The following is a 20,275-nucleotide window of genomic DNA, read 5'->3' on the forward strand; positions in this document are numbered from 1 at the left end:
CTTGCCCTGACGGCGAGCTGGAAGGATGTCGCTGTGCCCAAGCCCTATCCCCGAGAGTTCCGCGACGATGTCGTGCGGGTGGCCCGTGACCGCGATCCGGGCGTGACGGTCGAGCAGATCGCCAAGGACTTCGGAGTCCACCCGATGACGTTGTTCAAGTGGATGCGCCAGGCTGACGTCGACGCCGGAACCAGACCGGGTGTCAGCGGCGGCGAGTCAGCCGAGCTGCGTGAGGCCCGTAAGCGGATCAAGCTGCTGGAGCAGGAGAACGAGGTCCTGCGCCGGGCCGCGGCTTACCTGTCGCAGGCGCATCTGCCGGGAAAAGGCTCTACCCGCTCGTGAGCGAGCTGGCCGCCGACGGGGTCCCCGTGGCGGTGACGTGCCGGGTATTGACCATCGCTCGTCAGCCCTACTACCGGTGGCTTGCCCGCCGTGTCACAGACGCCGAACTGGTGGCGGCGTATCGGACGAACGCGTTGTTCGACGCCCATCGCGACGACCCGGAGTTCGGCTACCGGTTCCTGGCCGACGAGGCCCGCACTGCCGGCCAGCCGATGGTCGAACGCACCGCCTGGAAGATCTGCTCCCACATGGGCTGGTGGAGCGCGTTCAGCAAGCGCAAGCGCCGGGGCAAGGGCGGCAAGGTCGGTCCGCCAGTGCACGACGATCTGGTACGCCGCGACTTCACCGCCCACGGCCCGAACCGGTTGTGGCTGGCCGACATCACCGAACACCGAACCGGCGAGGGCAAGCTCTACCTGTGCGCGATCAAGGACGTGTGGTCCCACCGGATCGTCGGCTACTCCATCAACTCACGGATGAAGTCTCGCCTGGCCGTCAACGCCATGCACAACGCCGCAGCACGCCGCGGTGACGTGGCCGGCTGCGTGCTGCACACCGACCGCGGATCGCAAGGCGGATTCAACCGGTCCTCGCAACACCAGCTTGTTGGAGCGATTGTAGGTGTTGATCGAGGGCTTCGGCTGGTGTCTTCCAGTCGAGGGTTTTCCGGGGTCGGCTGTTGAGGGCGTGGGCGACGGCGTTGATCTCGTCGGCGCTCCATCGGGACAGGTCGGTGCCTTTCGGGAAGTACTGCCGCAGCAGGCCGTTGGTGTTCTCGTTGGTGCCGCGTTGCCAGGGGCTGTGGGGGTCGGCGAAGAACACCGGCACGCCGGTCTCGACCGTGAAGCGTGCGTGCGCGGACAGCTCTTTGCCGCGGTCCCAGGTCAGTGACCGGCGCAGTTGTTCGGGTAGTTGGGTGATCGTCTCGGCGAGGGCTTTGCTCATCGTGATAGCCCCGTATCCGGCGAGGGCGGGGCCGTTCTTCGTCCGCGGGATCACGCCCCAGCCGGCCTCACGAGGCAGGTGGACCAGCAGCGTGAACCTCGTGGTCCGCTCGACCAGTGTCCCGATCGCGGAGCGCTGCAACCCGATGATCAGATCTCCTTCCCAGTGCCCAGGGACAGCCCGGTCCGCGACTTCGGCGGGCCGTTCACTGATCAGGGTGCCGCTGGTGACGTGGGCCCACGCGCGTTGCTTCGCGCGGGCTCGGGGAACACGAAGCGCCCGGCCGGTCCGCAAGCAGGTGACGAGTTCTCGCTTGAGGGCGCCCCGGCTCTGGACATAGAGCGCCTGGTAGATCGCCTCGTGGCTGATGCGCATGGACTCATCCTCCGGGAACTCGGCCCTGAGCCTGCGGGAGATCTGCTCCGGGCTCCACCCGGTTGTCCATGCCCGATCGGCCCGGTGGGGCTTGTTGCGGCCCTTCCACTGCGGGCCCTGCGGGCCGGTGACCGGTCGACCGTCCGGGGTCCGGATCGCGCCGGCAAGCCGTTGCTGGACGTACTCTCGCAGCTGGTCATTGGCCAGCAGCTTCGCGGTCTTCGGCCGGCGGGCTCGGCGTTCCGCATGCCACTGCGCGGTCGTGGCCTTGTAGTCCAACCGGTAGGTCCGGGTCGAGGCGTTGCGCCGTAACTCCCGCGAGATCGTCGACGGGTCCCGCCCGAGCTGGCGTGCGATCGCACGCACGCCCAAGCCCTGCGCTCGCGCCAGGGCGATGTCCTCTCGTTCGCTGAACGACAGATAGCGGCCCGACACCGTCGGCGGCAACGCAGGATTCACGCCGCCAGCGTGCCGGAACCACCGGAAGGCCACCGGAGACGACACACCCGCCACCGCGGCCGCGTCCTCGGTCATCACACCGGAACGGATCGCAGCCCAGAACTTGACCCGGTCCTGACGCCACGCCACTGTCGGCCGTCCCGGCGAAGGTATCTGCCCCCGATACTCCCGAACCCGTTTCTGCCCCGGCCCATAAGCCATCGCTTCACCTCTCCGACGAGGTGTTGCGAGGACCGGTTGAATCCGCCCAATTCCGAAGCCGGAAATTCGTCCACGCCCTCAACCAGCACAACATGACCGGGTCGATGGGCAGGGTCGGCGCCGCCGGCGACAACGCTGCCATGGAATCCTTCTTCGGCCTGCTGCAGAACAACGTCCTCGACCGCCGAACCTGGACGACCCGGCAGCAGCTGAGGACCGCGATCGTGACCTGGATCGAGCGGACCTACCACCGCCGCCGACGCCAACGATCCCTGTCCCGGTTGACCCCCATCGAGTACGAGACCATCATGACCCCACCGGCCAGTCAGGCCGCGTGACTGAACCTGTCACCTATCGGTGCAGCAGACCCGCTGCTCCACCTGCGCGTGGCCGTGGCCAGCAGCCGAGCGGTGACCTCGTCGACCTGTTCAGGTTCGCCGCCGACCCGACCGCTCGCTAGCGCCAGGGCCATGCGCTGTGGATAACTCCGATGCCTGTGGATAACCCCCTGATCATGGCCGGATCTGCTAGCACGCCTGTTGTCCAGTCCGGGCGTAGTTGGCCAGTCCGCTTGAAGGTGGCCAGCGGCGTGGCCACGTCCGCTTGAAGGTGGCCACCGGTGCGGTGCCGGGATGCTGCGCGCGGTGCCCGATCGAAGCGGCGGAGGCCAACCTCATGGGCGCAGGATGCCGCAGTGTGATAACTGTCAACGCATGGATGGCAACCCGCCGGATGGCTACCCCCTGCCCTGTGTATATCGGCCGATCAGCGGGCGCATCCTGACAAAGATGCCCTATGACGGTGGCAGCAATCGCGGCTGGCTTCATAACCACCTGGGTGAGTTGATCCGGCCCGAACATCAGGGCAAAGGCGTGTGGGCAATCGCCCGGACCCACCTGCAAGACCTGATCGACGGGCTGGCCGGCCGTTTCGGCCACGTCGACGTCGTGATGGACTTCCGGACCGCCGAGCGGTGCGACAGACGATGCCAGCGTGCCGAGCACGACGAGTGCACCTGCTCCTGTCTGGGGGAAAACCACCGTGGCGCCGCGTATTGGCGGAACTGGATCGAAGTCGGGGAAACCACGCTCGTCGCCGCCGGTGAGATTCAGCGTCGGCACCTGCGTGTGCTGGCGCGCTGAGCAGCGCCGGTCGCAGGAGCGGCGGCACCACAGAATTGGCCAGGTTCGTCCGGACGGTCTTTTCCGAGGCCGTCCGGACAGACTTGTCCCGCCCTAGATCAGCCGCACAGGCAGTGGCCAACTTCGAGCGGACCGGACACCTGTCACCAGCAGCGATTGAGCACGGACCGCAGGGGCAGACCCGAGGGGACTGCACGTCGCGGGGTGATCCCCGTTCTTCCTCCCTGCCCGGCCAGCGTCGAGCGTGCTGCGACCCCTCGCTGGCGCATGCGTTGTCGCGGATCTCCGCCCGAGGCGGCCCACGTCTCTCCCACGATAGTGTGGGGGGGGGCGGAAATGAGCGGCACCGACGGTCGGCGTGGTGGGGGCTGGCGGCAGGTGTCGGGCTGGCAGCTGCACTGGACCGTGGCCGGCATCGAAGGCGTGTTGTAGTCACGGTTTGCAATTGACCACCTGACCACGGATCGGGCCGCGCTCGGCCGCTCGGGTGGCGATTGGTTTAGTACGGTCGTTGCATGAACGCACCAAGCTTCTCCGGACCAAGGCAGACGCAACTGCCGATCATCGCCGTGGCCAGCGGTAAAGGCGGAGTTGGCAAGTCCAGTGTTGCGGTAGCGATCGGACGCGAACTGGCTCGATCCGGCCGCAAGGCTGGACTGGTGGACGCTGATATCGCCGGTCCCGACGTGCCGCGCATGCTCGGCCTGCGCCGCGACGTGCCGGCCAAGACAATTACTCTCGCGCGGTGGGCGGGCGGGGGCCGAGGCGGCTCTGGGTTGGAAGCGATGGAGGTTGACGGCCTCAAGGTCGCGTCCGCGGGCTTCCTCATGGCCGGCAACCAGGGACTCGCGCTCGGGTCGGACCTTAGCGACCTCATGCTTGGCCGGCTGATCAAAGAAACTGACTGGGGCGATGTCGAGGTGCTCGTGGTGGACCTGCCGCCCGGAATCAGCTTCACGCAGCAGGGCGTGCTTTCCGGCGCTGGGAGGGTGACGACGATCCTAGTGGTGACGCCGGCGGAGGTCTCCCATTTGGACACGAGCCGTGCCTTGAGCACGCTGCGTGAGGTGCGGACGCCGGTGCTGGGTGGGGTGGAAAATATGGCTTACTTCACGTGCCCCTGCTGCGGCGAAAAGACTGAACTGCATGCGCCAGCACCCGACGAGCGCACCATTTGGGCCAGTGGCGTCGAACGGCTCGCGCGGCTTCCGTTTCGACCGGACGCGGCGATCGATCCTGCCGATCTCGCCCCTGTCCTCACGGCTGTGGCGGCGCATATCGCAGCGTGATTAGCTGGCGACGCGCCATCGGGATGCCGGCCGTTAGTGAGATCGCCGGGGCAGGCGCGTAACGCCGCGGGCATGTTCGAGGGCCTCTGCGAGGTCATGAGCCTGCAGGGTGAGCCGCTGGATGTTCGCGATTGCCACTTCGAGGTTGGCGGCGAGGTTTTCGTTGTCACGTCGGAGGCGGACGTTCTCTTGCCGCAGACTTGTCAGGGCGGTGCTGCCGGCGGTGTGTGCTGCTTGGCCTGGTGCGGCTAAGTCGGTCGCCAGTTCGGCGCAGATGGTGGGGAACCGGCGGCGTAGCGTGGTGTTGGGCAGCCCGAGGCGCCGGGAAAGGGCAAGGACGCTGAGTCGGACGCCGCCGGTGGCGGCGTCCTCGCGTAGTTCGTTCAGTGCGGTGCGGACGTCGTCTTCGGTGATCGTAGATGGCTGGGTCATGGGGCCTCGGCGGGATTGTGGCGGGCGAGGAACGTGGCGATTCTGTCGCGTCGGGCGGTGAGCCGATGATGCAGGAGCGGCGGCAGCAGCGGTTGTCGGTTGAGCTCCGCTGCGATGTTCCCGACTTCGGCTTGTAGCGCATCCCGGTTGTCGGGGGTCAGCGCGGTGTTCCGGCAGTCGAGGGGCTGGCAGCTGGCCTGGGCCGGGCGGGTGGTGCCGCGCAGGTCCGGCTGGGGGTGACACATGGCCTTGGCAGCGTCGAAGACGCAGGTGCTGTAGTCGCCGGGGTAGATGTGCGGGTCGCGGCGCTGCATGAGCCGCTTCAAGCGGGCGTGGTCGGTGACGACGGAGCCCGCGAACGTGGTGCCGTGCAGCGGATCAGCATGGTTCACATTCTGTGTTGCGTCTCGGAACTGGGTGATGCGGCGGTTGGCTTCGGCTGCGGCAGGGCCGGTCAGTTCGGGGTGGTCGTGGCCGGTGGTCATGGCGAGCAGATGTTCGCCGCGGGCGAGGGCTTGTTCGGCTTCGACTTCGGCGCGGAACCCAGAGTCAGAGGTGCCGGCGTAGCCCTCGAACATCTGGATGCTCAGGTGGCGGTATTGGATGGCTCCGGCGATCGCGCCGCCGGGGCGGCGGGCGATGTGCCAGGCCAGGGTGCGGCGGAACTGCCTGGTCTGCAGCCGTTGCCCTGCGAGCATCGCTGGGATGGTGTCGGTGCGTCCGTGGTCGTGGCAGTAGGTGTTGATCCAGGTGGCGAATTGGTTGATCAGGTCGTTGGTGCGGCCGACGTGTTGGGCGCCGCTGGGCTTGGCTTCGTCGACGTTGCCCGCGACGGTGCGGAACAGTGCGTCAGCGCTGACAGGCTGAAGGCGTTCGAGGACCTCGACGGCGCGTGCGGCGGCGGCGCCGATGACCCAGTTGGCGGTGGCGCCTGCCGGATCGGATTCACCTTTAAACGCCAGGCTGGTGATCGTCCATCGGTAGGGGGCGCCGGTGCTGTCGCGGTGGACGTGCACGCAGTTGCGGCGTAGGTGCTTGAGTTCGCTGTCGCGCATCCCGGACAGGTAGGCGATGGTGATGTAGCAGGCGGTCTGCAGCAGGATCGCCAGGGGCACGGCGCCATGGGGGTCCTTCGTCGATCGGCCGATGTAGGGCAGCCAGGGTTGGCCGTCGAGCTGCGCGGTGATCGCGACGGGCAGCGGCGGTGAGGAGGTGACGCCGTTGCGGACCGCGGCGGCGTCAACGCGGTCCTTGTTCGCGGGCTGCTGGAGAGCTTGTGGGCTGCAGCCGATCTCAGCGGCCAGCGCGGTGTAGTTGATCTTCCCCGCGTGGCCGGGCAACGGCTGGCCCGAGCTTCGATAGCGGTCCAGGATTGCGCGAAGCTGTGCTTGGACGGCTGTGCGGGCCAGCCGCGTGCGTCGTGGCGGGTTGCGGTGCTCGTGCCAGTGCGCGCGGGCGGCGATGATGTCGGATGCGAAGTCGTCAACGAACCGCAGGCACCAGGTCAGCAATGGTCCCATTACGTCCTCGGGGATCCGCGGCGTCGTGTTCTCCGCCTGGCGCCGTTTGCTGTTGCCCCACCCGTCGGCGTCGAGGGGATCGAGGGCGAGCCGGTCGGTGGGTAACACGGTGCGGAAGCGCCAGAGTAGCCTCACCGCGACTTCAGCCACCTCCCGTGTAGCGCCGCTGTCGATGACTGTGCTCATGTGGATGGCGTAGGCCGCTAGATCGTCCGTGGTCAGCTCATGCAGTGCTCGACCGGGCCGTTCAGGTTGGGTGGCCAGCCATTGGGTGAAGCGTTTGAGGTCGACCAGGTGCCGGCGAATCGAAGTGATCTTCGGCCGGGTCTCGTTCGGCGGCAGGTCGTCGCTGAGCATGACAAAACAGAGTTCCTTGACCGGCGTGCGGTAGCCGGCAGGAACCTGGGCGAAGTTGAGCACCACCGCCCGCTGCTGTTGCTGGAAGATCCCTGGCGTGAGGTCCCAGACGTCCTCACCGAACCGTGAGGTGTCCTGCAGCCGGTGGCCCGGTCGCAGCGGCCGGCCGGCCAGCACCGGCCGGTCCTGCCACTCGTGTTGCCGGATCGGTGGGTGCGGGGTGTTGCCGGGAAGTGGGGCGGGAGAGGTCACGGGCGTTCCCACGGTTCATCGGTAAGGTCGAGCATGGCCGGCGGGACCGGCGTTCGTCGGGCGCGCGCGACCTCGGCTGGGGTGAAACGAGGCAGGACGTCGGTGCGGATCGCGGCCCAGGCAGGCCCGTAGCGCGCCCACCACTGCTCCTCGGTCATCAGCTGTCGGCGCTGGTCGAGCTCGGCGAGCAGCGCCACCAGCCGTGGCAGGTGGCTGCGGTCGATCAGGCAGTTCCCGCAGTGGAAGCAGTCGAGAAACGATGCCCGGCAGATCCGTCCGGTCGCCGGATGCTCGGCGGGGTCTTTGCAGTCCGACCATGGCCCTTCCTGGCTGGCCGCGGATGTCCTGTGCGTCGAGGGCTCCTGCGCGACGGCGGGGGCGCTCGGGCGGGCAAGACTCTGCCGGTGGGCGTCCAGGGCAGCGCGTTCCGCGGCGCCGATGGCTTCGCCGGTCACCTCCTGCGCCCACTCACGGGCCACCGGGTCGGCCCGTAGATAGTTGCGGAACAGCACCGCCGCGGTGTTCGACCGCGCCGCTGAGGGCAGGTGCCCTCCGAGCGTTCTCGTGCGGCGGACTTCGACGCTGGTCCGCAACCGTTTGAAGGTGACCGCTAACGGTTGCTCGTCATCACCGCGTAGGCCATGGTGGTCGATGCCCCACTGGCGGACCTCGATCCCTGCGGCCAGCGCCGCAGCGAAGGGATTGCTGATCTCGTTGGCGGTCGCGTTGCGGCCGCGGCGTAGGTTGCGCCAGACCGCCCAGAACGACGACGGGTCGGCGCTGAGAGCGCGGCCACGGGCCATCATCTGGTGCAACAGCAGGTAGAGGCCGCCCGGATGGTGTAATTCCCGGCCAGGTGGGCCGATCTCCCAGGTCGCGGTCTGGAACCACTTTCCGTCACCGCTGCGGCGTTTGGTCAGCCGGACCTCGACCGCGTTGCCGTCGAGGAGTCGATGTTGCGCGGGCAGCTCCTTGATCGTTTCGACGTTGCGGCCGGTCACCGCGACGAGCAGGACCAGCAGCGCCGCAACGTCGCGGCGCGTAACGAACAACGGCTCGGCCAGCCGCTGCCGTTGAAAGAATCCGTTGCGTCCCTGTCCGTCAGGCGCGGCAAGACCGAGGGCGGCCATCTCGCTCAGCCGCAATCCTTCCATCCGCTCAGCGTTTGTCAGTCGTTCCGCATTGGTCTGGAACCGCTGCAGCATTTCCTCCGCAGCATTTACATGTAGCCGGGCCAGCAGCTTCACGGTATCGCCGCGGGCGGCGTGAAGGACCGAGGCCAGTTCCCGGTCGCTGTAACCCGGAGTGTTGTCGGTCGGAGTGCCGGCGCTGCGGATCCGCAGCGCGTTGATGGCCGTCTCATCGACGATGCCCGCCGCAGGCTGCAGCCGGAGCAGCCGCCAGACGTGGTCCGCGGTGGTGGCTCCATAAACGGTGCCCAGCCGGTTGGTCTCGCCGGCGGTGAAGGCGTTGACGTGCGCGACGGTCAACTCCGACGGGCGCTGCGGGGGGTCGGCGAGGGCGGCGAGGAATCGTAGGAACTTGCGCAGGTTGTTCCATGCCGCCAGCGATGACGACGATGTCCGCAGCTGCCCGCTCGCCCCGACCCGCTGGGCCAGCACCTGCGCCAGGACGCTGTGCCAGCCCGGCAGTGGGCATTCCGCGAAATCGAAGGTCCTGCGGCGGTGGTCTTCGCCCTCGAACTCGACCGTTGGGCTGCCGCCGTGCGTCTGGTGGACCAACGTCGGCGCGTAGGTATCGCTGGGCAGCGCGGCGCTCACCCCCGGTCGGGTGCTGCCGCGCCCCGTGCGGGTCACGCCCCCACTCCGGCATCATGCACTGCGGCCTCCTGCGAGGTGTCCCAACTGTCTGGCACCAGCGTCATCCGGGTATGCATCTCCAGCTCAGCCAGTGCGTGCAGATAAATCTGTGTAGTGACCGCCGACCGGTGACCGAGCCGACGCCGAACCCAGTCCAGTGGGTCGCCGAAGATCCGGGTGTAGTGCTCGCGCTGCTGCGGCACCAACTCGGCCAAGGCTGCGATGTGCCCACGCTGCAATTGCTCGAGGGTCACCACCGCGAACGTGTGGCGCAGCATGTGGGCATGGCAGCGCAGCGGCAACCCCGCCACGGCGCAGCGCCGGTTCGCCTCCGCGAACATCGCCTTCCAGGCGGACACCGACAGCGGCAGACCCGTCTCGCCCAGCCAAAACCATGCCGGCGCCAAGCCGTGCGGCCCGTCGACAAGCACCTGCCGCCGCTCTGGTAGTCCCAGATGCGCGAGGTTCACCCGCTGCCCTGACCCGGTGCGCCGCGCCTCCGGCCGCTCCGGGTCTTCGACCACCCACGGCCGTCGCCAGAGCGCGTAGCGACCGGCCGCCTGAGCCTGCTCGATCACCTCAACGCGGTCCCACTCTGCATACGAACCCAAGTCGACGGCGACTGTCGACGGGACGTAGATCCACCGGGCGGACCGGCCCTTCGCGACTGCCTCGGCAAGCCAGAACCGCTGGTAGCCCCCGGCGCCGCGGCCCAGGGGAACGTCGAACACCGTCAACGCCGCCTGCTCCGACAGCCGCAACCCAGTGCGAACCATCAGATCGCAGAACGCGCTGTTGCGCCCAGCCCACCGGCCGCGGAACCCTGCCCCCGGCAACCCTTCTGAGGTGAAGCCCCGCACCCCGACGTCGCGCCACCGCCGATACGACTCCGGCGGCAGCCACTGCACCCTCTCCCGCGCCGCATCATGCGAATATGTCGCTGGCCGCTGCTCATCCAACGTCCGGGCCCTGGCCCACCCCGTACCGAGTCCGGTCGGTCGGCGCGAGACTTGAGGTACCGGGTTGTGCTGCACATGGCCGCGGCGCACCGCCCACCGATAGAACCGGTTGACCGCCGCGACCTCTCGGTCCCAGGTCGCCCCAGCCACCCGAGGCCCGTCGGCGTCCCGGCGACGCCACACCAGATAGGCAACATGATCATCCTCGGTAGCATCCCGCCACGAACGCCCACCCCGAGCCGACCACAAGAACGACAAGAACGCCGCCACGTTCCGCGCGTACCCCGACTGCGTCGTGGCCGCCGCCGCCCGCATCGCCGGCTCCTGGAAGAAGCCGTTGAGCACCACGTCGAACTCGAACGAGGGCGACACCAAGAAAGGCGTCCCAGGCTCCACACCAGATTGCGCCAGCCACCCTGGCCAGTCCGCACAAACTCGCGCCATCCCCGGCAACGGCGACGACGGCACAGGCAACTCAGCATGCGTGAACCGCACACGCCAAACAGGAATCGACACGGCCGTGATCATGCCGGTCACTGACCGGGTGTGCACAAGGCGTGGTCAGCAAACGCCTGGCCGGCCGGTACGAGCCCGGCCGACGCGGCTAAGTTCCGCACCCGGATGGTCACCGAAGCCATCGTGGGTGGGGTGACCGGTAGCATCAGCGACCCGGAAACCGTGCTGCTCGGTCGGATCGACCGGCGTGAGCGTCTGCGGTACACCGGCCGCTCCCACCCGCTGAGCAGAGATCAGCGGATCGCGCTGGCCGAGTTGCTCTCACCGCCGCCCTTTCTGCGCCACGGCGCAGTCGCGCACCCGTGGCCGCAGCCGCTGCCAGCATCGTGGTCCGGACAGCTCGACCGGCCGGAACCGACGCGCTACGACCAGGTAGACCCCGCCGTGGTGGTGGAGATCGCCGTCGACACGGCCTTCGAGCACAGTCGCTGGCGTCACCGAGTTCGGTATACGAGGCGTCCGCCCGGACTTGTCAGGCTCCGATGTGCCGTTGCTGCTCGGCGAGGAGGAGGGCTACTTCGGCGATCCCAGCTAAACGTCCGGGCCCCTGTTCCAGACCTTTTCGCGGCCGGAAGCGGCGCTGCGAGCGCCAGCGCAGGTTACTCAACGACTGCTCAGGGCTGAGCACCATCGAGCGTGGGCCGCCCGTTGCTGTCGCGGTTTCGCGCGAGATTTGGGTTCGGAGACACACGGTGAGTAGGTGTCGCACTGAGGGTTCACGACGTAGTGGCCGGGCACGGCCGAAGCGACGTGGACTCGACGGCCGAGGCGGGCAGGGCGGGTCGATGGAGACTCATTGTGGCCGGCCACGCACTCGTTGATGACAATTAGCGTTCTGAAATTTGAGCGATTGTCTAATCCCTCTCGGGCACCGTGCTGCTGCCGCCCGGTTGATTGCCGCTTTCCACTTTGGCGCCGAGCATGCGGCGCGTTACTGTGCAGGTTGTTCCCCGCGCCGCTCGGGGCTGAGAGGAACGAAGACATGGCCAAGCAAGTCATTCACAAGCTGATCGACGACCTCGACGGCGGGGATGCTGACGAAACCGTCAGGTTCGCCCTCGACGGCGTCAACTACGAGATCGACCTGTCCGTGGCCAACGCCAAGAATCTACGCGAGGTATTCGCGCCGTACACCGCCAACGGCACCAAGGTTGGCCGCGGCGGCTTCGTAGGCGCAGGCAGGACCGCCCGCGGGATGGCAGCCGTCGGCGAGGGGCGCGCCGCCCGCGCCGGTAGGGGCGCGGCTGCCGACAAGGAGCAGAACAAGGCCATCCGGGATTGGGCGAAGAGGGCCGGCAAGGACGTCTCCGATCGGGGCCGCATCCCGCAGAACGTCGTCGACGAGTACCACTCGAACGCTGGCCGCTAATCCTGCCATCAACGTAGGGCTGTTCGGCTGCGCTCAATCTCCATGTCGATCGCGTTGGCAGCCCCTACAGGACCGGACAATCGCTGGGGATCAGCGGTAGACGAAAGAGTCCGTTCTCCTGCCGTCCATCGCCTCCGACCCCACGGGCTGTCACGCTGTCGGCCCAGTCCGGGCGACGCGTTCGTCTGTGGCTGGCCGACGGGTCTCAATTGCTCTGATCAGGTGGTGTAGGTGTTGCAGGCAAGGCGCGTCACGCATCTGGCGGACTTGCCGGAGCATCGGCGTGATGCGCTGCTGTGGCGCTTCGCTTACGAGCGAACGCTTGGCGGTTTGGACTACGAGGGCGTTGACGACCTGGTCCAGGAGCGGTCATCCGGGCCGTGTCTGTCGGAAGCCCGCGGCGTGGATCCGGTGGTCGCCATGACTGCGGCGCTCGGCACTGACGGCCGCTACCACTTGTGCCGAGATGGTGTTCCCGCCCGCGCTGGTAGACGACGCCGGCAGGAGGTGGCGGGCAGCTACCAACACGAGGTGCGGTACCACTGGTGGGAAAGCCGTTCTGGCTACCACCGTCGAGGCTCCGATGCCGCGAACGGGATGCGGCGAGAGCGGAACGTGCGGTGGATGGTGCATCTCGTCGGGGAGCACCTCGACCCGAGCCAGATAAGGGGTCGACAGCGGTGCCCGCTCCGAGCGGAGTGGCCTGGATACCAGGGCCTCGCTCACCGCTCGGTCGTGTACGCGCCGTCCTCGCCGGTACGCTCGGCGGTTCCTGCCATGCCTGCCGCAGCCGCCCGGGCACGTCGGTTGATCACGACCACCTCACCAACCGGGTACGCGGTCTGCTGTGCCTGCCGTGCAACAACCAGATCGACTTCTGCATGCACGCTTCAGGGTGTGCCTTCGCCGATTACCTCAACCATCCGCCCGCAGCCGGTTTGAACCTTGCCTATCCACAGCCGGAGAGGTTGCGCCACAGCAGCGTCGACGACCTGCGCATCGCGCTGCTCGGCTTCGACCCGAGGTACGGACGCGGGCGTCGACGCGGCCGAGCAAGCGAACGACCGAGCTCTTCACCCGACACGACAGGCGATTAGCACAAATGATCGAACCGGTGGGTATTCTCGAAAGGTGACGGTCCCCGACGCGCTTGCTGATCCGCCCTGGCTAACGCCCCGGCAGCGACAGATCCTCGCGGTGATCCGTTCGTGGGTCGACCGGCACGGCTACCCACCGACCGTGCGGGAGATCGGCGCTGCCGTCGGGCTCGGCTCGCCCTCGTCGGTGGCCCACCACCTGAAGACCCTGGAAAGGCACGGTCTACTCCGCCGAGCCCCGGGCGGACCGCGCGCGGTCGACGCTCGTCCACTGGCCGGCGAGGGCATACCCTCTGCGTCGACAGCCCAACGTGGGACGGCTGTCCCGCTCGTGGGGGCTATCGCCGCCGGCACGCCAATCCTGGCCGAGGAGCACGTCGAGGAGATCCTCTCCCTACCGACCGAGTTGGTCGGTAGGGGCACCCTGTTCGCGCTGCACGTGCGCGGCGACTCCATGATCGAGGCCGGGATCACCCACGGGGATGTCATCGTCGTCCGGCAGCAGCCGGTAGCTGACAACGGCGACATTGTCGCCGCTCTGATCGACGACGAGGCCACTGTCAAGCAGTACCGGATTCGCGACGGCCACGTCGAACTCGTCCCCCGCAACCCGCGCTGCCCGGTCATTGCTGGCGACACAGCGACGGTCCTCGGCAAGGTCATCTGCGTGATTCACCGCCCGTAGGTTGCCCTCCGGTTGGCCGCCCGTCCCCTGCTGTACGGCTAATCCCTGCAAGGCCCGCGATTGCGGTGCTGTGCTGAGGATGACCGGCAGGAGCCGCAGCAGGCGGAGTAGCGGGGGCTGTTGGGGGGAACGCCAGGCCGAGGCACGCCTCAGGTGAGGCGGTGGTTGAGGGCGGTGTGGCGGCGTCCGGCGCCGACGGTGCGGACGGCGGCGGCGAGGGCGCGGCGGGAGCCGACGAGGACGACGAGTTGTTTGGCGCGGGTGACGGCGGTGTAGAGCAGGTTGCGTTGCAGCATCATCCAGGCGCTGGTGGTCAGGGGGATAACCACGGCGGGGTACTCGGAGCCTTGGGAGCGGTGGATGGTCATGGCGTAGGCGTGGGCGAGTTCGTCGAGTTCGTCGAAGTCGTAGTCAATGCTCTCGTCCTCGTCGGTGCGCACCGTTAGGGTCTGCTCCTCAGCGCTGAGGGCGGTGACGATGCCGAGGGTGCCGTTGAAGACGCCGGCTTGGCCCTTGTCGTAGTTGTTGCGGATCTGGGTGACCTTGTCGCCGACACGGAACACTCGGCCGCCCAAGCGCCGCTCGGGCTGGTCCTCGCGGTGCGGGGTGAGCCGCTGCTGTAGCAGTGTGTTCAACGCGCCGGCACCAGCGGGTCCGCGGTGCATGGGAGTGAGGACCTGCACGTCCCGGCGCGCATCGAGCCGGAATTTGGCCGGGACGCGGGCGCAGGCGACATCGACGGTGAGCTCGGCGGTGGCTTCGGTGTCGTCGCAGACGAACAGGAAGAAGTCCGGCAAGCCCTGCAGGATCGGCGGGCGGCCGGCGTTGATGCGGTGGGCGTTGGTGACCACGCCGGACTGGGCGGCCTGGCGGAAGATCTGCGTCAGCCGCACCCACGGGATGACCGGTGCGGCGAGCAGGTCCCGCAGGACCTCGCCGGCGCCAACGGAGGGCAACTGGTCGACGTCGCCGACCAACAGTAGGTGCGCGCCCGGCGGGATAGCCTTGACGAGCTTGTTCGCCAGGATCAAATCGAGCATCGACGCCTCGTCGACGACGAGCAGGTCGACGTCGAGAGGGTTGTCCCGGTCGTAGGAGGCGTCCCCGCCCGGGCGTAGTTGCAGCAGCCGGTGCACGGTGGCGGCGGGGTGGCCGGTCAGCTCGGACAGGCGTTTGGCGGCCCGGCCGGTCGGGGCGACGAGGGTGACCTTGGCCTTCTTCGCGGCGGCGAGTTCGACGATGGAGCGGACGGTGAAGCTCTTGCCGCAGCCCGGGCCGCCGGTGAGGACCGCTACCTTCGAGGTCAGCGCGAGGCGGACAGCCTGTTCCTGCTCCGGGGCGAGGTCGTTGCCGGTGCGGGCCTTCAGCCAGGTCAGGGCTTTGGTCCAGTCGACGCCCGCGAAGTGGGGTAGCCGATCGGCCCGGTCGTGGAGCAGCCGGGTCAGAGAGTTGGCGAGGGACTGCTCGGCGCGGTGCAACGGCACCAGGTACACCGCTTGCACCGGCTGGCCGTCGGCGGCGGGGAGAGTCTCGCGGACGACGCCCTCGTCGGCGACCAGGTCGTCGAGGCAGCGGGCCACGAGGTCGGCGGGCACGTCGAGGATCTTGGTGGCGTCGGCGACGAGGTCGGGTTCCGGCAGGTAGCAGTGGCCGTTGTCGGTGGCCTCGGACAGGGTGTACTGCAGGCCGGCCATGACCCGTTGTGGGCTGTCGTGAGGGATGCCGACGGCCTGGGCGATGGTGTCAGCGGTCTTGAAGCCGATGCCCCACACATCCGCGGCCAACCGGTACGGCTCCTTGGTGACCACGTCGGTGGAGGCGTCGCCGTACTGCTTGTAGATCCGCACCGCCAAGGAGGTGGAGACGCCGACACCTTGTAGGAAGACCATGACCTCCTTGATGGCCTTCTGCTCCTCCCACGCCGCAGTGATCTTCGCGGTGCGCTTCGGGCCCAACCCCGGCACCTCCACCAGCCGGGCCGGCTCCTCTTCGATGATCCGCAGGGTGTCCAGGCCGAAATGCGCGACGATCCGTTCGGCGAACACCGGCCCGATGCCCTTAACCAGGCCGGAGCCGAGGTACCGCTGGATGCCCTGGATCGTGGCCGGCAACACCGTCGTGTAGGAGTCGACCTCGAACTGTCGGCCGTAGCGCGGGTGCGACGACCAGCGCCCGTGTAGCCGTAGCGTCTCGCCCGGCTGCGCGCCGAGCAGCGCGCCTACCACGGTGAGCAGGTCGCTGCCGCGCTCGGTGGCGACGCGGGCGACCGTGTAGCCGGTCTCCTCGTTGACGTAGGTCAGCCGTTCGAGCACCGCATCCAGGATGGCCAGGGGCGGCCGGGTCGGGGCGGTCACGCCGCCATCTTGCCGTCCGTCGGCGCCGCCCTTCCAGCCCGTGTCCTCACCCGCCGGCCGTCGGGACTTTTGGTCCGATGCGAGTCGCCGTAATCGCAGGCAGACTCCAGGCCGGGCAGGATCCCCTCCGGAACGGGGGACCGGATGCGACCCTGCCGCGGTGTCGCCAGGCTACGGCCTACCCGGCCGCGCCACCACTATCGCAGCCAGTCACCGCGCAGCAGGGGGCGGCTGTGGCGTGAGCGTGCTGGCGTGCGGAGCCGACCGAGCCGAGGAAGCGCGGGCTGTAGAACGCACGCCAGAGTCTCGTTGAGGTCGGCGGTCGCGCTGGCCAGGCACGAGGCGAGGTGTCCTCGGGCAGGTGACGGTGCGAGCGGCACCGCCGTTTGTGTCGACCGCGCGATCAGTAGGCGTGAAAGTTCCATGGCGGGCGCGCCGTCGGGGCCGCTCGGCGCAGCCGGTGCGCCCAAACTGTAGATCGCGGCGAGCGTCACGGACGGCAGGAGGCGCGGTAGCCGGCCCGGAGATCCGGGAGGGCGCGGCCGGGGCGCAGCAGGCGGACGACGAGCGGGCCCGGGCTGCGCCGCTTGACGGGCCAGTGGTGTCAAACGGCCGGCGTCAGATGGCCTACGCCGGTGCCTGGTGGGCGAGTCGCCGCAGCCCAGCGCGGATGCGCTGCCGGTCAACGCTGCTGGTTCGGGGGTCGGCGAGGCGGGCGCGGATCGCGGCTATGTGTGCCTCCGCGACCGGGTCAGCGACCGGCGCCCCAGCCGCGATTTGAGTCGGTTGGGTGAGGACGCGCAGCGCAGCGCCGAGAGGCAGGTGCAGCGCCTCGCAGAAGGCGCGGACCTTGGGCAACTCCGGGTGGTGCCGCCAGTCGCCGGACAGCCACCGAAAGACCGTGGAGCGGCTGACGCCGCTGCGCTCGGCGACCTCCGCCACCGACCAACCGTGCTGGTCTGCTGCGTCGTCGACCGCGTCGCGCACGAACCGCGCGAACGCTGCCTGCCCGGTGAGCGTCGTTGCACTCATAGCCGCCCCGTTGTTCACCCGCGGATCGCTGCATCGTGAGGCCAGCCCGTCGGCGGTCACCTGCGCCAGCCTGGTCCTGCCATGTGCGGAACTTCGAGTAACCATAGTGGACGGCTAAGCCCCAACGGCGAACGTTTTGCGGAGGAATGGTGGCGATGACCCAGTCGGAGTTCGGGCTCGCCTGCAGCCGGAGCAGCCGAACGCGGCCAGCAGGTTCGACTACTACCTCGGCGGCAAGGACAACTTCGCCGCCGACCGGGCCGCGTCGAGCGATTAGCTCAGGGCCTGTGCATGGCTCGGCGAGGTCGAAGGCCTGACCGTGAGCCTGCACGCGGCGGAAGCCAAGCTCGCCGGCCTCAACCGGTTCGCCCGTAACTACTCCGGTCGCGCTTCGCTCGGGTTTCCCAGCATACGACCCTCATCCAGCGGCGGCGAGAGCTAGGACGAACGTCGGCGCTGCCGGTGCGGTTGCGAGTCGAAAGAGCCCAGATCGGCAACCAGCTCATGGTCCTTCGCCGTGGCGTTGATCCAGCGGCGATAGCGGTCGCCCTTGCGGAGGCTTTCAATCGCGCTCACGGCGAGGACGGCACTCCAGCCGAGGGCCAGGACCTGGTCCGAATCGGTGTCCGGCTTTGCCGCTCTGAGAAGCTTCGGCGGCCGGTCGTTGGCGCCCAGCTCCAGGTACGCGGTGAGCGTGGTGAGGCTGACGTGCACCGCGCCGGTCAGTATGCGGTACAGGCCATAGATGGCCTTGCTGCCGTTGTCGAACCGGTCTGCGATTTCCTGAAGCTTGGTCTCCGGCCTCGTCCAGGGGTTGTCGATCTCGGCGTTCAGATCGGGTGAGAGCACGGCTCCGCCAGTGCGCATGTCGCGCAGAATGTTGCGCTGGAGCTTATCCATCGAGCCAATCAACGGTTCCTCGCCGTCCTGGGTGTGCACGACGGATTGAGCGATGAGCGCGTGCTCGAGAGCGACTCGCGCATTGGCTCGGGCGGCGTACCCGAGTCCTTGATCGCGCAACACCAGAGCGGCGGCGATCTGATTCATGGCGTGCGCGACGAGCGGATAGGTGGCGTTGAAAGCCCTGACGTTTTCGGGCTCCACGATGAACGCCGGCGCGGTCCGGAAGTGTTCGAGGAACGCTTGGGCAGCGGCGAGGTGGCGCTCGGCCAGTCGCGCCAGTTCTCGCTCGTCGTCGTCAGACACGCGCCGAGCATCCTGGGCAAGCGACTGACGTGTCCAGCAATTTTGCCCGCTACCCCATGCAGGGATCGTTGGTGAGTTCGCCCAGTTCGACGTCGCCGACTCCCGGCCGCTGCGTGTGGTGGACGCGGGGGCTGGCGCAACGACGTACCGCCGTTCGACTGCCAGAACGCGCGCTGCCCGAACAAGCCCGCCATCCCGCTCGGTCCCACTCGTTACCATTGCGGCGCAATCCGCCGGACGAAGGCCTGGAGATGAGCGTGACTGCCGAGCCCGAACAGATTCCTGTCGCGAAGCTCGCGGGAGCCCCTGCCACCACCCAGAACAGCCGCGGCAGCGACCAAATACTTCTCACCGTCGTTCATCGCGACAACACCGCCGCCATCATCGCCGTCGACGTCGAGACGCTTGGACCTGTCGGGCACATGATCTGGACCATCGACAAGCCATGTGGACGCGACGCCGAAGGGCCGGCAGCCGGAACCAGAGTCGGCGAGATCAGGTCGATCTGCGTACGTAAAGACCGCCGCGGCAAGGGCATCGCGACGACTATGTATCGCGAAGCGCTCAAGACGGCGCGGAAGTTGGGTTGGCCCGCAGACATCGACCACAACCGCGAACGAACAGACGAGGGCGAACGCTGGGCGAAGCAAGCACCTGGCGGATACGTCCCGACCCGCACACCCATGAACAGCGAAGACGCGATGGCGCGGCTTCTCAACGGCCTGCAGTCGCCGGAAGCCGACCGCAGCTAGCAGATACAAGATCATGAGAGTCACGAGAATGCGTGCCTCTGTCAACGCCTGAGTGGGCGGCGACGGCTCAGCGGTACCGCCCGGGACGCATAGGTGGCCGCTGGCAGGGGCAGCGCTTTTGCGTATTTGCTTGGCGGGTGCCGGCGTGGATGTCGTGGGTCAGCGGGCTCCATTCAGCTTCCAGCGATCGCGACGGGTGTCCACGGCTGCGGTCGGCTTGGCCGCCCTGTGGCCGGGCACGCCGGGTCTGGTGGTGGAGGCCGACCCGTGTGGCGGAGTGGTCGCGGCGCGGTTCGGGGTGCGGCAGGAGCCGGGCTTGGCCGCATTGGCGGCGGCGGCCCGCCATGGTGTCGGGGTACTCGTTGGAGTGCAGAGCTGCGTACAGCTGATCAGCCGTACGCGCCTGTGCACATGAACCTGTACCCCGACACCGCTTCGGGGTCGAGCCCGTCCTCCGGGTTCTCAACGTCGCCGTCTCCACCTACTACGGTTGGCTCGCCCAGGCAGCGAACCCGTCACCGCGACGGCGCGAGGACGCGGAGCTGGCGGTCGAGATCGCGGAGATCCACGATGTGTCGGGCGGCACCTATGGCAGTCCGCGGGTGCACGCGATGCTGCGCCGCCAAGGCCGCCACGTGGGCCGCAAGCGGGTCGAGCGGTTGATGTGGACCGCTGGCCTGCAGGGCGCATTCCTGCGCAAGAAGTGGCGCATCCCGTCCACCCGGTCGAACCCGAAGGCGACACCGGCACCGGACCTGGTCAACCGGCAGTTCACCGCAGCGGCCCCGAACCGGCTCTGGGTCGCCGACGCCACCCGCATCCCCTGCGGGCAGGGCGTGTTCTGGCTCGCCGCGGTGCGCGATGTGTTCTCCAACCGCATCGTGGGCTGGCGCTGCTCCGACCGCTGCGATACCGACCTGATCCTCGGCGCCCTCGAATACGGCATCTGGTCCCGCGACGTCCGCGACGGCCAACTGATCCACCACTCCGACCGCAGGTCGAACTACACGTCGTTCCGCTTCGCGCAACGCCTGGCCGACAACGGGATCCTGCCCTCAATGGGGTCGGTCGGCGACTCGTTCGACTGTGAGACTTTGAGGCGCCGTCAGGCGGCCTGACTCTTGCTTACGACTGACCCCGCGGTTTGGGTGTCCTTGCTGTTGATCTGTCG

17 protein-coding genes and 2 pseudogenes are annotated in these 20,275 nt (G+C 68.1%); 11 read left to right on the forward strand and 8 right to left on the reverse strand.

Annotated elements, in window-relative coordinates:
* Nucleotides 1–33 precede the first annotated feature (33 nt).
* A complete protein-coding gene (locus KSK32_RS10420; RefSeq protein WP_216928307.1) occupies nt 34–342 on the forward strand; it encodes a transposase in 309 nt (102 codons plus the stop codon).
* Nucleotides 339–1,025 (forward strand): DDE-type integrase/transposase/recombinase, encoded by a 687-nt coding sequence (locus tag KSK32_RS10425; RefSeq protein WP_216930745.1) that lies wholly within the window; start codon nt 339–341, stop codon nt 1,023–1,025. The genes KSK32_RS10420 and KSK32_RS10425 overlap by 4 nt, the downstream gene beginning before the upstream one ends.
* On the opposite strand, the gene KSK32_RS10430 is transcribed toward KSK32_RS10425, so the two are convergent.
* Nucleotides 922–2,322 (reverse strand): IS30 family transposase, encoded by a 1,401-nt coding sequence (locus KSK32_RS10430; RefSeq protein WP_216927923.1) that lies wholly within the window; start codon nt 2,320–2,322, stop codon nt 922–924. The genes KSK32_RS10425 and KSK32_RS10430 overlap by 104 nt on opposite strands.
* A 44-nt stretch (nt 2,323–2,366) precedes the next feature.
* Between KSK32_RS10430 and KSK32_RS10435 the strand changes: the two are divergent.
* The 3 genes and pseudogenes from KSK32_RS10435 to KSK32_RS10445 all read left to right on the forward strand — a co-directional run.
* Nucleotides 2,367–2,660, forward strand: a pseudogene (locus KSK32_RS10435) (integrase core domain-containing protein); the annotation flags it as partial.
* A 375-nt stretch (nt 2,661–3,035) separates the two neighbouring features.
* Nucleotides 3,036–3,464, forward strand: coding sequence for a hypothetical protein (locus KSK32_RS10440; protein ID WP_254187003.1), 429 nt, complete (start codon nt 3,036–3,038; stop codon nt 3,462–3,464).
* A 515-nt stretch (nt 3,465–3,979) separates the two neighbouring features.
* Nucleotides 3,980–4,753: an Mrp/NBP35 family ATP-binding protein gene (locus KSK32_RS10445; protein WP_216930747.1), complete on the forward strand. Its 774-nt coding sequence runs from the start codon at nt 3,980–3,982 to the stop codon at nt 4,751–4,753.
* Nucleotides 4,754–4,786: 33 nt separating this feature from the next.
* On the opposite strand, the gene KSK32_RS10450 is transcribed toward KSK32_RS10445, so the two are convergent.
* Genes KSK32_RS10450 through KSK32_RS10465 form a run of 4 tightly spaced genes read right to left on the reverse strand, consistent with a single transcriptional unit; the run spans nt 4,787 to nt 10,621 of the window.
* Entirely contained in the window at nt 4,787–5,185 is a 399-nt protein-coding gene (locus tag KSK32_RS10450; protein ID WP_216930749.1) for a hypothetical protein, read from the reverse strand.
* On the reverse strand, nt 5,182–7,314 hold the full coding sequence (locus KSK32_RS10455; RefSeq protein WP_216930751.1) for a hypothetical protein: 2,133 nt from the start codon (nt 7,312–7,314) through the stop codon (nt 5,182–5,184). Before KSK32_RS10455 ends, KSK32_RS10450 begins: the two co-directional genes overlap by 4 nt.
* Nucleotides 7,311–9,095, reverse strand: coding sequence for a hypothetical protein (locus KSK32_RS10460; RefSeq protein ID WP_216930753.1), 1,785 nt, complete (start codon nt 9,093–9,095; stop codon nt 7,311–7,313). The genes KSK32_RS10455 and KSK32_RS10460 overlap by 4 nt, the downstream gene beginning before the upstream one ends.
* 32 nt (nt 9,096–9,127) lie before the next feature.
* A complete protein-coding gene (locus KSK32_RS10465; RefSeq protein WP_254187774.1) occupies nt 9,128–10,621 on the reverse strand; it encodes a site-specific integrase in 1,494 nt (497 codons plus the stop codon).
* A gap of 970 nt (nt 10,622–11,591) precedes the next feature.
* On the opposite strand from KSK32_RS10465, the gene KSK32_RS10470 reads away from it, so the two are divergent.
* The 3 genes from KSK32_RS10470 to lexA all read left to right on the forward strand — a co-directional run bounded on the left by KSK32_RS10470 (nt 11,592) and on the right by lexA (nt 13,760).
* Nucleotides 11,592–11,978, forward strand: a complete 387-nt coding sequence (locus tag KSK32_RS10470) for an Lsr2 family protein (protein WP_216930757.1) — start codon at nt 11,592–11,594, stop codon at nt 11,976–11,978.
* 698 nt (nt 11,979–12,676) lie between these two features.
* Complete coding sequence (locus tag KSK32_RS34930) at nt 12,677–13,075, forward strand: endonuclease domain-containing protein (RefSeq protein WP_353939635.1); 399 nt, start codon at nt 12,677–12,679, stop codon at nt 13,073–13,075.
* 34 nt (nt 13,076–13,109) lie between these two features.
* Nucleotides 13,110–13,760: a transcriptional repressor LexA gene (gene lexA / locus KSK32_RS10480; RefSeq protein WP_216930766.1), complete on the forward strand. Its 651-nt coding sequence runs from the start codon at nt 13,110–13,112 to the stop codon at nt 13,758–13,760.
* A 149-nt stretch (nt 13,761–13,909) separates the two neighbouring features.
* On the opposite strand, the gene KSK32_RS10485 is transcribed toward lexA, so the two are convergent.
* Both KSK32_RS10485 and KSK32_RS10490 read right to left on the reverse strand, forming a co-directional pair.
* Complete coding sequence (locus KSK32_RS10485) at nt 13,910–16,114, reverse strand: ATP-dependent RecD-like DNA helicase (RefSeq protein WP_216930768.1); 2,205 nt, start codon at nt 16,112–16,114, stop codon at nt 13,910–13,912.
* A gap of 627 nt (nt 16,115–16,741) precedes the next feature.
* The gene (locus KSK32_RS10490; RefSeq protein WP_374226704.1) at nt 16,742–17,206 is read right to left on the reverse strand and encodes a helix-turn-helix domain-containing protein; all 465 of its coding nucleotides are present in this window, start codon (nt 17,204–17,206) and stop codon (nt 16,742–16,744) included.
* A gap of 76 nt (nt 17,207–17,282) precedes the next feature.
* Between KSK32_RS10490 and KSK32_RS34935 the strand changes: the two genes are divergently transcribed.
* On the forward strand, nt 17,283–17,423 hold the full coding sequence (locus KSK32_RS34935; RefSeq protein ID WP_216930769.1) for an SAM-dependent methyltransferase: 141 nt from the start codon (nt 17,283–17,285) through the stop codon (nt 17,421–17,423).
* Between the two features lie 161 nt (nt 17,424–17,584).
* On the opposite strand, the gene KSK32_RS10500 is transcribed toward KSK32_RS34935, so the two are convergent.
* The gene (locus KSK32_RS10500; RefSeq protein ID WP_216930771.1) at nt 17,585–18,352 is read right to left on the reverse strand and encodes a hypothetical protein; all 768 of its coding nucleotides are present in this window, start codon (nt 18,350–18,352) and stop codon (nt 17,585–17,587) included.
* A gap of 257 nt (nt 18,353–18,609) precedes the next feature.
* Here KSK32_RS10500 and KSK32_RS10505 point away from each other — a divergent pair, with 257 nt between their 5' ends.
* Nucleotides 18,610–19,104 carry a GNAT family N-acetyltransferase gene (locus KSK32_RS10505; RefSeq protein ID WP_216930773.1) on the forward strand — a complete coding sequence of 165 codons (495 nt, stop codon included), beginning with the start codon at nt 18,610–18,612 and terminating at the stop codon, nt 19,102–19,104.
* Between the two features lie 437 nt (nt 19,105–19,541).
* A pseudogene (locus tag KSK32_RS10510) lies at nt 19,542–20,222 on the forward strand (IS3 family transposase); the annotation flags it as partial.
* Nucleotides 20,223–20,275 lie beyond the last annotated feature (53 nt).

The organism is Micromonospora sp. WMMB482, assembly GCF_019038635.1.
Classification (GTDB): domain Bacteria; phylum Actinomycetota; class Actinomycetes; order Mycobacteriales; family Micromonosporaceae; genus Micromonospora; species Micromonospora marina.

Excerpts from the sequence above, each read along its gene's own strand:
- KSK32_RS10465 (WP_254187774.1), bottom strand. The coding sequence starts at position 10,621 with ATGATCACGGCCGTGTCGATTCCTGTTTGGCGTGTGCGGTTCACGCAT.
- KSK32_RS10450 (WP_216930749.1), bottom strand. The coding sequence starts at position 5,185 with ATGACCCAGCCATCTACGATCACCGAAGACGACGTCCGCACCGCACTG.
- KSK32_RS10470 (WP_216930757.1), top strand. The coding sequence starts at position 11,592 with ATGGCCAAGCAAGTCATTCACAAGCTGATCGACGACCTCGACGGCGGG.
- KSK32_RS10445 (WP_216930747.1), top strand. The coding sequence starts at position 3,980 with ATGAACGCACCAAGCTTCTCCGGACCAAGGCAGACGCAACTGCCGATC.
- KSK32_RS10440 (WP_254187003.1), top strand. The coding sequence starts at position 3,036 with ATGGATGGCAACCCGCCGGATGGCTACCCCCTGCCCTGTGTATATCGG.
- KSK32_RS10430 (WP_216927923.1), bottom strand. The coding sequence starts at position 2,322 with ATGGCTTATGGGCCGGGGCAGAAACGGGTTCGGGAGTATCGGGGGCAG.